This is a genomic window from Vibrio sp. SBT000027 (assembly GCF_963894355.1).
Lineage (GTDB): Bacteria > Pseudomonadota > Gammaproteobacteria > Enterobacterales > Vibrionaceae > Vibrio > Vibrio splendidus.
The window spans coordinates 1,519,940-1,533,922 of the sequence record NZ_CAWQGD010000004.1 but is presented as its reverse complement, the minus strand read 5'-3'; the positions used below and the strand labels follow the sequence as shown (position 1 = coordinate 1,533,922).

General features: G+C 45.6%; 11 protein-coding genes. 1 reads left to right on the top strand and 10 read right to left on the bottom strand.

Features of this window, described 5'->3' with window-relative positions; translation table 11 throughout:
* The first annotated feature begins 24 nt into the window (after nt 1-24).
* Nucleotides 25-240, top strand: a complete 216-nt coding sequence (locus AACU28_RS16450; protein ID WP_121603249.1) for a DUF6434 domain-containing protein — start codon at nt 25-27, stop codon at nt 238-240.
* A 117-nt stretch (nt 241-357) separates the two neighbouring features.
* Here the strand turns inward: AACU28_RS16450 and AACU28_RS16445 are convergent, their stop codons facing one another.
* From AACU28_RS16445 to AACU28_RS16400, 10 genes are all read right to left on the bottom strand, one after another.
* Nucleotides 358-1,866 carry an efflux transporter outer membrane subunit gene (locus tag AACU28_RS16445; RefSeq protein ID WP_121603248.1) on the bottom strand — a complete coding sequence of 503 codons (1,509 nt, stop codon included), beginning with the start codon at nt 1,864-1,866 and terminating at the stop codon, nt 358-360.
* Nucleotides 1,867-1,868: 2 nt separating this feature from the next.
* Complete coding sequence (locus AACU28_RS16440; protein ID WP_183091211.1) at nt 1,869-4,988, bottom strand: efflux RND transporter permease subunit; 3,120 nt, start codon at nt 4,986-4,988, stop codon at nt 1,869-1,871.
* 10 nt (nt 4,989-4,998) lie between these two features.
* Entirely contained in the window at nt 4,999-6,132 is a 1,134-nt protein-coding gene (locus tag AACU28_RS16435) for an efflux RND transporter periplasmic adaptor subunit (RefSeq protein ID WP_121603246.1), read from the bottom strand.
* Between the two features lie 99 nt (nt 6,133-6,231).
* Nucleotides 6,232-7,110, bottom strand: coding sequence for a LysR family transcriptional regulator (locus AACU28_RS16430; RefSeq protein WP_121603245.1), 879 nt, complete (start codon nt 7,108-7,110; stop codon nt 6,232-6,234).
* 216 nt (nt 7,111-7,326) lie between these two features.
* On the bottom strand, nt 7,327-7,986 hold the full coding sequence (locus AACU28_RS16425; RefSeq protein ID WP_017083640.1) for a sugar transferase: 660 nt from the start codon (nt 7,984-7,986) through the stop codon (nt 7,327-7,329).
* 9 nt (nt 7,987-7,995) lie between these two features.
* The gene (locus tag AACU28_RS16420; protein ID WP_017077277.1) at nt 7,996-9,183 is read right to left on the bottom strand and encodes a glycosyltransferase family 2 protein; all 1,188 of its coding nucleotides are present in this window, start codon (nt 9,181-9,183) and stop codon (nt 7,996-7,998) included.
* A complete protein-coding gene (locus AACU28_RS16415) occupies nt 9,180-10,280 on the bottom strand; it encodes a glycosyltransferase (RefSeq protein WP_121603244.1) in 1,101 nt (366 codons plus the stop codon). Before AACU28_RS16415 ends, AACU28_RS16420 begins: the two co-directional genes overlap by 4 nt.
* Nucleotides 10,281-10,656: 376 nt before the next feature.
* A complete protein-coding gene (locus tag AACU28_RS16410; RefSeq protein WP_108151623.1) occupies nt 10,657-12,081 on the bottom strand; it encodes a GumC family protein in 1,425 nt (474 codons plus the stop codon).
* On the bottom strand, nt 12,078-13,196 hold the full coding sequence (locus AACU28_RS16405) for a glycosyltransferase (RefSeq protein WP_121603243.1): 1,119 nt from the start codon (nt 13,194-13,196) through the stop codon (nt 12,078-12,080). The genes AACU28_RS16410 and AACU28_RS16405 overlap by 4 nt, the downstream gene beginning before the upstream one ends.
* On the bottom strand, nt 13,189-13,974 hold the full coding sequence (locus AACU28_RS16400; RefSeq protein WP_102452667.1) for an acyltransferase: 786 nt from the start codon (nt 13,972-13,974) through the stop codon (nt 13,189-13,191). Before AACU28_RS16400 ends, AACU28_RS16405 begins: the two co-directional genes overlap by 8 nt.
* Nucleotides 13,975-13,983 lie beyond the last annotated feature (9 nt).

Genomic DNA, 13,983 nt, shown 5'->3' with positions numbered 1-13,983 from the left:
GAGATGACAGGAAGAGATTAAACCATGAAAAAGGTTGATTGGCACAAGAATCAGATTGATGACAGTACCGTCATTACGGACAGCTACAAAACGACTCAGAACGTGCGTCGATATTTTAAGTCCAAGCTTGATGAAGAGTTTAAATTTGACCGTGATTTTATGCAGTGGATGAACAATGCGACAGGATTGACTATGGGTGATGCCTTACAAGAGTGGGCGAAGCGTAACGATACAAAGTAACGGATTATCTTGTTGGTCAACTTATTAGCCAGTTAACGAGTTCATAAAAATACCGCCGTAATCAACGGCGGTATTTTTTATTATGCTTATTGCATCGTTCAGCTGAGAACAGAGAGTCTAGTTAACGTGGGCTAATTCGACACTCAGTGTTTCATTAGCGACTTTCCAATCGCCACCTAAGGCTTTATACACGGCAATCGTGGTGTTGGCGGTTTGAAGCTTGGCGGCCACTTGGCGATCTTGCATCGCTTTTTGTTGTCTTTGTGCGTCTAACACCGATAAGTAATCCACTAGGCCTGCTTTGTATAGCGACTTTGCTTTGTTCACCGCGTTATCGACGGCAAGGGTAGCTTCATCGATGCGCTTTTGGTTTTCTTGGCTACGGCCATAGGCAAACAAGCTTGAATCGACTTCTGCAAAGGCGCTGTCTACCGAGTGTTGGTAGTTAAGCGCTGCAGAACTGAACCTTGCTTCGTTCATTTCCACCATGGCTTCGCCTCGACCACCATCGAATACATTCCAACTGATGCCTGCAGATGCCGCCCAACCGAATGAGTCGCTACTGAACAGATCATCAAAACTTCCGGCTGTCACTCCTGGCGTACCCGTTAGGAAGAATTTTGGATAGCGATTGGCAATGCTTGCGCCGAGTTCTTCGTTAATGGCTGCCATTTCACGCTCTGCAATTCGGATGTCTGGGCGTTGTTCTAACAAGTCAGAAGGCAAGCCTGTAGGAATCACATCCTTCATTCTCGGTAACGTAAATTCACCCGCTAAACGTTGGTTCACGCTCGTAAGTGATTCGCCTAACAACACTGCCATGCGTTGTTTGTGAACTTGCTCTGCGATTTCAAGTTGAGGAACAATGGATTCAGTCGCGGCAAGCATGGCTTTGGCTTGAGCTAGATCTAACTCCGAGCCATAGCCGCTGCGAACAACTTTGGTGACCAGTTCTAAAGTCTGCTTTTGGTCGGAAATGTTCTCTAGTGCGATCGCTTTTCGCTCTTGAGCGCCGCGATATTGCAGGTAGTTGTGAATGACATCTGCAGTGATCAAGGTATTCAAACCCGATTGGAATATCTCGGCTTGTTCAACTCGAATCGTCGCCGCGTTCGATTGCTTATCGATACGTCCAAACAAGTCCATTTCCCATGCGATGCTTGCACCTAAGAACCCGCCATCGTGTTGCGCTTCCAGCAGCGACATCCCCGTTGCTGATTCAACCGCATCAGAGGCGCCAAATACCGGGCCGAGTAGGGAGTCGTTCTCACTCAGTTGGTAATTGTAATAACCACCGCCGACATTGATGGTTGGGACTTTGAATGATTCAACAACGCTTTTGTATGAGTTCGCCATGTTGATTCGCTCAGCGGCCAGTTTAAGCGGGATATTCTGGCTTTGAACATCAGCCACTAACTGATTGAGCGTTGGATCATTGAACTGTGCCCACCAATGGTTGTGCTGTTCGTTTTGGCTCACGCCATCTTGGTTCACATCACCTTGGCTATATAAGAAGGTCTCAGCCATAGTCGTTTGCGGTTCATCGTAATCAGGGCCAACCGCACAACCTGTTAGCAACAAGGCAAGAGCAATAGGAGCCACTTTAAACTTAGTTAATGGATACATGTTTATTGCTCCTTGTTGAATGAGGTTGGAGTGCCGATGTTTGTAGTTTGAGGCGTCGCATCGAGTACAACTACAGCATCTTTAATGGCTTCAGCCACTGTCTTTTTTTCTTCAGTTCGATAGAAGAGCTTGTACAGCGCAGGCATTACAAACAGAGACAACACGGTTGCCGCAGCCAAGCCACCGATAATGGTTGCCGCCATCTGGTCAAACAGCAGGTCACTAAGCAACGGGATCATGCCAAGTGCTGTGGTGAGTGCGCCCATCGAGATCGCCATAGTACGGTTCACGGTTGCTTCTTTAATTGCGTCTGACAGTGAGCGACCGTCTTTACGTTCAAGCTCGATCTGGTCCATCAAAACGATGCCGTTCTTGATGATCATACCTGTCAACGTTACCGCGCCAATCAACGCCATGAAGCCGAACGGTTTATCCAACAACAACAAGCTGAACGTTGCACCCGTCGCCGCAAGCGGTAGGGTGGTGAAGATGATCACTGGCTGTTTGAAGCCGTTAAACATCGCAACTAGGATGATCACCATCAACAACATCGCTTTAGGTAGCTGTTTAAGAATATCGCTGACCGCTTTATGCTCGTCGTAATATTCGCCACCCCATTCCAAGTGGTAACCGTGTGGAAGGTGAATGGATTCTATTTGTTCTTTAACTGAGTCTCTCACTGCTGCAGGTGTGGTGTAGCGACCAACGCCAGCTTGTGCTGTGATGGTTTTTACTCGGTCGCGACGCCAAATCATGGTCTCTTCGCTGGTAAGCTCAAACCCGTCAATGACTTGACCTAGTGGAACGCTGTGGATGCCCAATAAAGAACGTACCGGCAAAGTTTCTAGCGATTGAATAGAGCTTTCTGTACCACGCAGTTGAATCGTCACCAGTTCGTCGTTTAAGTTCATACGACCTAGCGGCATGCCTTCTGACGCGCGTTTCATCGCGAATGCAATATCTGCACGGTTAATGCCTGCAAGACGCATCTTGTCTTGGTTGATGACAGGTTCTAGCACTTTGCTCTTTTGACGCCAGTCGTCACGAACGTACTTGGTGTCTGGATGTCGAGCAAAGATAGCTTTCGCTTGTTCAGATAAGCCGTGCAGTACCTCGATATCTGGGCCTGAAAAACGCGCTTCAACACTGAATTTATCCGAAGTCGCAAGCTTTAAGCTTCTAAAGCGAGGATCGGCGTTTGGAAACTCTTCCATTAACCATTTGTCGCCACGCGCAATCAGCGGGCTGAGTGAAGGGAAATCGGTCGCGTTAATCAAGATCTGACCGTAAGCAGAGTCAAACGGCTCTGGCTCAATGGTCACTGAGAAACGAGGAGCGCCAGCACCAACGTACGTTGAAATACTCTCGACTTCCGGCTGCTCTAACAACCATTGTTCGATACGCTTCATGTCTTCTGAGGTCTGCTCAACCTTGGCGCCATTTGGCAGCCAGTAATCTAAGAACAGAATGGGTCTGTCGGCTTGTGGAATAAAGTTAACGGCAATATTCGGGATAGCTAATGCAGTAACCAAGATCAGCGGAATAAGTCCCGTCAGTGCTTTGAGTGGGTTATCTACCGTCCAGTTTACGCTCTTACGGTATAAGCTCACTTTGGTGTTGTCAGCTTGCTTAGTTGGCTTGATGAAAAACCAACACATCAAAGCTGTGAAGGTCATTGCGACAAACCATGACAACAACAGTGAAGAGGCGATAATTAGGAATACTGAGCTTGCGAACTCAGCGGCATCGGTTTTTGAAAAGATAACAGGGCTCGCACCCATGATAGCAATGACTGTCGCACCAAAGAGTGGTGTAGCGGTCTCTTTAACAGAATCGATTGCGGCTTTGGTTCGGTCGATGCCTTTGTTGATTTTCACAATCATCATATCGGTGATGACAATGGCGTTATCTACCAACATACCAAGCGCAAGAATGAAGGTACCTAGCGAAACTCGGTGTAAATCGATTGAAGCGATGTTCATGTAGATAAGCGTCAGCAAGATAGTCAGCAGTAAGCTTGAGCCGACAATCGTTGCGCTTTTTAGCCCCATGAATATAGACAGGACGATGAATACAATCGCGACACTCTCTAGCAAGTTACTTACGAAGTTGTCGATCGATTTCTGAACTTCTTCCGGCTGGTTAGCAACTGTCGCGATATCAACACCTAACGGCAGGGTTGCTTGAAAATCGCTGACGATTTGATTGATTTCATCACCAAGTGATACCACGTTTACGCCGGTGACTGGGCTCATCGCTAATGTGACTGCTGGTACGCCGTTGTAGCGGTTCTCTGTCATCATTGGCTCTTGGTAGCCCATTGTGACGTCTGCAATATCGCCTAAGCGGATTAAGCTAGTTCCTAATTCACTCACGCCGCCTTTGATCATCAGGTTTTTGATGTCGTCTAATGAACCAAACTCACTCGACTGTTGAACTCGGATTCGTTCAGTTCCTGCTGAAAACTTACCGGCATCGAAGGCCATGTTTTGCGTATTCAGCTGCGACCAAACTTGTGTGATAGATAGGCCGTATTGCGCTAACCTTTCATCTGGGATGTCGATATGAACAACGCGTGGTTGAACGCCGTGTAATTCGATCTTCTTAATACCATCGACGGTTTTAATTCGACGTTGCAACTCTTCTGCGTAACGTCTTAGTTCAGCAGGCGATGCATCTTTACTGTGGATAGAGAAAAGCATGCCGTAGACTTCAGAAAACTCGTCTTGTACGACACTGATCTGTGCAGTCGAAGGCAATAACAGCTTCATGTCAGATACTTTGCGACGCAATAAGTCCCACTCTTGAGGAAGTGCCTTTGAATTAAGAGACTCTTTGAGATCGACAAACACCATCGACATGCCAGGGCGAGAGAGTGAACGAAGTCGGTTTAATGACCCCATCTCTTGCAGTTTAGTTTCGACGGTATCAGTAACTTGCTGTTCCACTTCTTCCGCAGAAGCACCGGGGTAGAGCGTTACTACGACGGCCGTTTTGATGGTGAAGCTTGGATCTTCGAGCTTGCCAAGATCAAAGTAAGAAAACAGGCCTGCGATAACACTCAATGCAGTGAAAAACAGGATGAAGGTGCGTTGTTTGATCGCAAAATCAGCTAGATTCATCATGATTTACCTACAGACTCTTAACTTGAATATCGGAGAAGTGTTGGCCTTCCATGACGTACTGAGCACCACTCACCACGACGAAATCGCCATCGTTGAGCGTTGATTCAACACACACGGTATTTTGAGACATTGAAACCACGTCCACAGTCACGCCATGCGCTTGTTCGTTTTGAACGGTGAATACTTGCTCGATGCCAGATTGATTCACCAACGCTGAATACGGTAAACAGAAATTGTTGCTAGCTTCGCCAAGTTGAGTTGTCAGTGTGACGGCTTTTCCTGGCAACACTGACTTGTTGGTTGTCTCTACATGGTAGGTAACCGCGTAGGTTTGCTTGATAAGATGAGGTGACGTGGCAATTTCAGCGGCGTACCCAATCAGCTTTTCCTCTGAACCATACCAATTGATAACAGCGGTTTGATTCGGTTGGAACTCATGAATCAAGTTTTCTGGGACTTGGATTTTAACTTCAAGCTGATCTGGGTTGTGGATGGTGAAAACCGAAATGCCCGGCAGAACTTGTTCAAACTGATCGAAGTTCGATGCCGCTACAACGCCGTCGAAGGGTGCGAGCAACTTGGTATAACGAATCGAATCTTTCGCACGGCGTATGTTCTGTTCTACGACTTTAACCGCCGCTTCACTTCGTTCATAACCGCTGATTGCACGGTCTAGATTAACATCGGCAATCGCATTATCAGCGATGGCTTGTTTTACTCGTACAAGTTCGGATTTCGCTAATTTGTGTGCAGATTTCGCTTCGAGTGCTCGTGCTTGTAACTCTTCTAACGCGACTTGATAATCATGAGGGTCTAACTGCGCAAGTGGTTGGCCTTTCTTAACTGAATCACCAACCGAGACCATCATTTTTTGAATAGTGCCAGGTACACGAAACGCAACGCCAGCGGTTTCTGATGACTGCAATTTGCCTGTGAACGATTTTTCAACTTGATGAGAGAGAGGTTCAAGTTGGATAACTTGAATCGGGCGCGTTTGTTTTTGAGCTATCGTCGCCTCAGAGTCATTACAGCCAAACAGAGCGGTTAGGCTTAGTGCCATGACTGTGTATTTGAAGATAGGTGCCTGCTGAAAGATAGACGAACGCTGCAAAACAGATGAATGTTGAGATATAGGCTTCATGGATTACTCCTGTCAATTTATGGAGTAATTCTATCTTTCAGTCTTGTTTAGATAATCTAGTCTTCACGTGAAACACTGTCACAATATTCGTTACAATAACTAGAGTTTCGGAAGCTCTTGTAATAAAAAATCAATCAAAAGCTGTGCTGAATGGCTTAACGCTTTACGCTGAGGATAGAGCAGCCATGCTTCTTCTTCTTGAAGATTCTCGTCGGGGAACAGGTTAATCAAGGTGCCGTCTTTGAGTTGCTGTCGTACCAAGAGTTCTGGTAACAACGCGATGCCTCTATGTCGAATTACACCGCCTTTCACGAAGCCAATGCTGTCGCTGACGACCGAAGGCTCAACTTTGATGGTGTGATCTTTGATGTCCCATTGTTTATCGATGTCGCCACTTGGCCACCTGAAGCAAACAAATGGGTAATTGGAGAGCTCTCTTAGGTTTGAGGGCGTGCCTTGTTTCTCTAGAAATTCAGGGCTTGCGACAAAAATACGTTGGAGAACCATCACTTTACGAGCAACCACGTTAGCGTCGCTCAACGTACCACCATGCATCGCGAGGTCTAACCCTTGACGGTACATGTCGACAAAGGCGTTACTAATGTTGCGAATATCCAGCTCAACCTTAGGGTACATATCTTGGAATTTAAAAAGAGTCGACTGCATGATGTCGCTGGTTTCAGGCAATAGACCAATCTTAATTTGCCCGTGTGCAACCTCTGAAAGGTTGGAAGCGACATGGTTCGCTTTGTCGAGCGCACTCAATGCATTGAGTAGTTCTTTGTAATAGAGCTCGCCAGATTTGGTTAAGGAGAGGCTTCGTGTGGTTCTAAAGAACAGTTGAATGCCGAGAGACTTCTCAAGGTCGTTAATTCTACGGCTAACGTTAGCTCGGGGAAGGTCAAGTGCATTGGCTGCGGCAGTAAAACTACCCAGTTCGACAACGGTGGTAAACAGCTTAAGATCTGCGATTTTCATAACAACGGCATTTAATCGTTTTTAGAACAGTATGTTGGCATCGTATACCAATTGGATTTTAAAATCGAAGCGTTCTTGGGTTTGGCTTGTTTTAAGACAGTAAAAAGCCAGCTGACAAATCATTATCAAAGCTGGCTTTGTGTTCACATGGGACAGACTGCTCTATTTTTCACCTTGGACTAGACAGCTTGTTCTTTCGCCTCACACCATATCAGTTTAACGACCTCGACCGTCGACCATCACAATGATAGTTTTAGAAATGATGCTGAGATCTGCGGCAATCCAAGACTTCACCGAACATAGGCTTAATGCGTAACTGTGGTCAAAGCCCACTTTACGACGTACATCATCAATACAGGTATCATAACCTTGATTCACTTGTGCAAGCCCCGTAATACCAGGCATTACGCCGTATGTACGGTCAGCAAAGTAAGGGATTTCGTTCTCTAGTTTGGTGTAAAAAGTAGGGCGTTCAGGGCGTGGACCAATTAGAGACATTTCACCTTTCAATACATTGAACAGCTGTGGGAGCTCATCAAGACGTGTCTTTCTCAAAAAGCGGCCAACAGGTGTGATTCGTGGGTCATTCGCTGTAGCCCAAACTGCGCCAGAACGCGTTTCTGCATCTTCGTACATGCTACGGAACTTCATGATTTCAAAGATTGCCATTTTCTCCGGCGTAGATTTACCGACACGCAATTGGCGGTAGAAAATAGGACCGCGAGAAGTCAGTGCAATTGCCATCGCTATCAATGGAAATACTGGCGCTAACAAAATCACCGCAATCAATGAGCTAACGAAATCGAAAGTACGTTTAGCTCGTGAGATTTTGTATTGGTATAAGTTTTGAGTAGATAGCTGTTCAATGTTCATCATAATAAGTCCTTAATGATTCGCTCGTGTCCAAGGTGAGTTTTCTAGTCCGATTAGGTAACGAATGCCACCAATGAAGTTGGCATAGTGTCCAACTATCAAATAAGAGATTAATGAAATAGGTTTGTTTACTAGACGCTTTGGCAAGATGCAGCCAAGTACGCCAATGGTATAAACGGCAACTTGAGCCCATAACAGTGCTTCAAATACCAAGTAGTTGCTAAGTAAGATTGAGCACACTAAGCAAACAATCATTAAATATGGAGTGAGTAGGCGAAGCCCTTTTCCGGAGAAGAACGCAAACGCGATGCCTTTGAACTTGGGGCTGAACAAGCCAAACAATCGAATCGCTTGTTGCATGTTGCCCGCTGAAATACGAAGTCTTCTTTTGAAGTCTGTTTCTAGGTTCGATTCTTCTAGCTCCAGTGCCACCATTTGTGTTTCGTATTCTGCAATGTAACCTTGTTTAACGATTTGCATTGGCAAGATGAAGTCATCGTTGATGGTGTTTAGAGGCAGTAGTTCAAACAAATGGGTTCTAAACAAGTAGAACGCGCCATGAGAACCCAAGCTCGAACCTAATGAAGCCTCAGACTCTTTAACGGCGGTTTGATACTGCCAGTACGCGTTTTCACCTTCGTTGCCCGTTGGGCATAGTTGATACGTTGCGTTTACCACACCAACCTTGTCACTTTCAAAATGAGCGGCTGCAATAAGCAATGCATCCAATGAAATAAGGGCTGATACATCACTTAGTGCCGTGATATCGCTTTTTATATTGGTCACTTCTTCATTGATAACCGCAACTTTCCCTCGGTTGGTCTTGTGGTCATGTATCTCGAAATAGATATCGCTGCACATCGCTTCTTGAATCGTCATTTCGGCGATTTCTACCGTGTTATCAGTGCAGCCATCACAAGCAATAATCACTTGTAGCTTCTTTTTTGGGTAATCTAATGAAGCAAGGTTACGAACTTTATCGGCGATCCACTGCTCTTCGTTAAATGCTGGCACAAGAATGGTAATGGTGGGTAGTGTGCAATCTTGTTGTTCGTCTTTATAACAACGATGGCTCTCTTCAATCTGACGCGCCGGGTGACTTTTCGCATACCAACGCAGTAACAGTGGATAGGCAGCGTGATGGTAGACAATCAGCGCACCAGAGAATAAGCAAAGTCCTGCAAGCAACCAGTCGATCATGCGCAAACTCCTTTTGAGATATCGTTGTAAGAGGCAACCATTTTTACAATGTCGAAGTTTTCGAGTACGTAACGACGAGGTGACAAAAAGCGTTCATTTTGCTTTTCTAATAGCGCACTAGCTAACCCCACAATGCTGCCGCTTTTGACGAGGGCGCCGCTGACTGGACATAAGGTTTCATCGACAGCTCCTACATTCATCGCGACGGTAGGGATGTTGCACGCCTGAGCTTCTAGTGTAGAAAGTGGCAGCCCCTCATGACGAGAAGGTAGACAGAACGTGTCTAACGCGCCGTAAAAGGTAGTCATGTCTTCAATTAGGCCAAGAAAGATCACACGGTCGCTTAAATTCAAGCGGTCAGTGAGTTGTTCCAGTTGCTTGCGTTTTGAACCATCACCAGCCAATGCGACAACGGTGTTAGTAGGAAGTAAGGTAAGCGCTTTAATCAGTTGGTCTTGACCTTTCACATGCTCTAAACGTCCCGCACAACCTACGATGTGTTTATCGGTTGGTAGATCGAGTGTTGCTCTCGCGTCTGCTTTTGACATCGGTTTGAACTTCTCGCAATCCACACCGTTTTTAATCGTGATGATGTTGTTGTATGAAAAGGCAGAGCGCAGTTGGTTGTAAACACGGGTTGCATCGGCCACCAAAGTTGGCTGAGCGGCTTTAAGTGCTAATGCTTGTAAGCGACGACGTTTGTTATTTTTCAAATGCCAAGCATCATGTTCGGTATGAATTCGAGTAGGAACCCCTGATACACGGGCAGCGTAACCCGCGTAGAGCAGTGGGCCTATGTGATGGGTATGAACAACATCAGGGCGAATTCCTCTAAATGCTTTGATGAGTTTTATGATGATGTTGAATTGAGCACCGGGCTCTTTATCTAAAAACACGATTTGGTTGTGGTAAGGCTTCAGCTTCGGCCAGTTTGCGATGGATTCTGTTTTCGTGCCTTCTAAACTGACGATCAACACTTGGTCTGTTGGTTTAGCAAGGCGCAGCAAATCTAACGTTAGGGTTTCTAATCCGCCTGGGGCAAGGTGTTGAACAACGTGTATGATCTTCTTGCCATGCTTTGTTATCTGGTTATTCATAATTTGGACCCTGCCTTTATAATTCTTGTTTCGGCTTTCTGACGTTTCTCTTGAAGTAACTTCTTTAAAACGTTTGACTACACAAGGAGATTGCAGGAGTTGTGCCAATTAAATAATCAATATATTTCAGTAATTTACGTTGAATGGTTCGAGGGCGATTTTCGTTTCTCAAAATGGGAATCAAAACAGGATACGAGTGAATGGCTATTTGAATCGTGGTGCTTGGGGAAATCGAAAGTGGGATTAATAATTGGGGCTTTATAAAAGCAAAACGCCAACCGAGTGTTGGCGTTTAGTACTTGGAAACTAAAGAGCTAGCAAGCACGAAAATAGAAAGCTAAGAAGCTAGCAAGTTAAAAAATGGCTTTAAGGCTAATCAACTCATTTTAGGGATAACGGTAATTACGGGAACACCTAAGATGTCTTCAATTTCATCTTTACGCTTGATTGAAGAGTCAAACAGCTCAAACAATATCGCCAACCCAATGCCTAGGCCTATACCTGCAACGAAACCAGCCAAAACAAACACAAAAGAAGGTATGTTAGATTTGATACTAGGCGTGAAGGGCAAGTCGATAATCTTCACACGTTTGTTTTGCTCGAATACGCCAAGCGAACCCGTTAATTGAGCCATTTCATAACGCTCTGTCAGTTCATCGTATAGCTGACGCTTGATTTCAACTTGGCGTTTAAGGCGATACATCTCTTTTGCATTTTCACCGAAGTTATTCGCCTTGTGTTCTAATTCGAAAATCATAGTACGAAGGCTTTTCGTTTCTTCAGTTAAAGACTCAAAGCGAGCACGAACCAGTTGTAAGCTGTGTAGCTGGGTGACCAAAAGAGGTTGGGTATCAGACAGTTTGTTCAGTGTCGTGCTACTTGCAATGTCCCAAAGCTGGTCGCTGTTCATCGTAGGTTGAGTTACATCGAGTAAACTCTTTCTCTCATTTTCAAGTCTGTCTAGTTCACGAACTTTAGCTTGTACGGCACTGTGTTTGTTTGTGTATTTGGCTTGAAGTAGAGCCAGCTCACTACGAATATCGATGATCTGATCTTCTATTCGACCTATCACGGGGTTGGTCTTTGAAAGCTGTTGATCGATTGACCCTAAGCTTTTTTCAACACCGGATAACTCGGCCTCTTTTTCTGCCAGTGTTTGTTTGAGTGACGCTAAGCGATTCAAACTTTGGCTCTGTACCTCAGGCGTCGAATGAACATTTTCATTCATGTATAAGGCAAGAGCTTCTTCTGCTACTTCAAGTTCAGCACTGCGTTTATCTATATGAATTTTCAAGAAGTTGCTCGAGTCTTCAATCGAAGAACGTTCTGGTGCTAACAGTTGCTCAATAAAATGTTCACTTACCGAACGAAGCGTCGCTTCCATTCCATCTGGCGTGTTTGAGCTTAAGCTGATTTTTAGAAAATCTTTTCCAAGCTGAGTCACCGTTAGACGTTGAGATAGGTCAGTAATGATCTCTTGTTTCTCAGTTTCAGGCATATCGGGCGTGGTTAATTGCAGTTCATCAGCGACCGAATAAAGAACATGTCGACTATGAAGTAGTGTTCTCAACGCGTTAAGGCGGTCTTTGAGCATGGTAGAAACCGCGATGTCTTCCAGGAATGGATTCATTTTGGCCGTTTCTTGAATCAACATACTGGTATGCGCGTCATATTTAGTCGGAGCCAACTTGCTCACACCAAAGCCTACAAAGGGCAAAATAAGGATTGGTAGAACAATAACGTAGCGTTGGCGCCACATGGCATTGATGATGACCAATAACCGCAATTTCAGATCATTCATAATAGCTCCAACATCCAATGTACGAAGTTACCACGGTTCTGCCAGCTGTCTTTAGAGACAACAGAGACTGGCGAGTTTTCAAGGTGACGGCTTTGCTCGAGAGCTTCGACCATCTGTTGTGCATTTTCAACGGACGTAACGTGATTCTTATAAGGAACCATTGCAGGAAAAGGGGTGGTCACGATAGGAGTTCCCGCGGCAAGGTATTCCATCAGCTTTAATGGACTGCATGCTCGGATCTGTTCGTTATCAACGAAAGGTAATAGGCTCACATCCCAGTGTTGTGAATAGCTTGGCAACGTGTGATGTGGGCGAGGCCCCAAGTAATGAACATTATCGAGGTTAGGCAACGACAATGTATCAAGCTCATTAGGGCCGATGAATACAAAGTCCCATTCCGGCATTGCTGTCGCCACATGTTTGACCATGTCGTAATCCAGCCATTCAGATAAGCTTCCGTAAAAGCCTGCAATTGGGCGGTGGTTGCTTGGCAAGTCGTGTGCTCTTGGAGCTGGTGTAGAAAATAACCCGACATCGACACCATGTGGTAAGAGTTGAGCTTTCTCACTAGGGAATTTGTCCATCAGCTTTTCACTAGCAGCGAAGATCAGATCTGATTTCTCAATCAATTCCAATTCATGCTGTGCGACAGTTTTGTGGTCAACGCCCGCGAGCGCACTAAAGTCATCCCCGCAGTAATAAACAACCGCTGACTCGCCTAAGTGTCCGCATAAATCAACAGCGGTAGGAAGGGAAGTCCATAGGATAGGCTCGTTAAGATTAAGCTCCGCAATAACCGGTTTTAGTTGGTGCAACATCATTTGCTGAGCCAGCTTTCTAGAAAACTTTGAAGCAGGCGCAGGGATTGTCTTTAAGTTAACGATAGTAATGTTGTCGTGCCCCTCAGAGTCGAGCATGTTTTGAGTAACGGCCTTGGTTTTACCAAACAACTTGTTGAACGCTCGGCTTACATCTTTGGCGGACAGCTTCGGTTGTCTTAAGCCAATAGAGTTGACCCATAAGACTTTGTGTTGTTTAGCCAAGTGGCGAACCAAGTGTTGAGTCGATGAAGGCAGACCGCCAAAGTCTTCACCAAATACGATTAAATCACGCATGGTCGCCTCCATGAGTCTCTAACGAATCGAACACATCGGATTCTGTCACTTCAACGGATTTAATCTGACCGACAATTCGAGCAGGGTTACCGCCTGCGATTGCGAAGGCAGGGATGTTTTTTGTTACCACGCTGCCTGCGGCTATTACGGCACCTTCGCCGATGGTTACGCCACCTTTAACGGTAACATTGGTACCTAGCCATACATCTTGTTCAAGAATGATGTCGCCGATTTGCTGAGGGTCATCGCCTTCACCTAGTGCTCGACGTTTTGCATCAAGCGGGTGTCCAGAGTATCCAAACAGGAAAGCACCGCCAGCGATGCGTACGTTGTCAGAAATAACGACTTTACCTCCAACTGCGATAGTCGATTGCCAACCGATGTCTACATTGTTGCCAATCGACAGTAGCGGGTGTTCCAAGCCTTCAAGTGGTTGGGTACAACCAGAGAATGTCGTGTGGCCAGAGATACGGCAGTTATCGCCAATCGTAATTTGTACCGGACCGCTCACGAAAGGGAGGCCACCGTATAAATACAGGCGTTTGCCACATTGAGCGACACGACCTTTGAAAGCCGGAGTCCAGTAGAAGAATCGCATAAAGCCAGAAACCAAATTCACCACTAGCTTGTGCGCTTGATATAGGCAACGATTAAGTACTTGAGGGGTAGGTAGCTCTGTGCTTCTGATGTTTTTCAAAATGATAAACACATTTCTAATTCGAGAATTAGGATGAAACTTAAGCCAATGTTTGAATTGATGTATAGATACTGACGTCATAATGAAAAT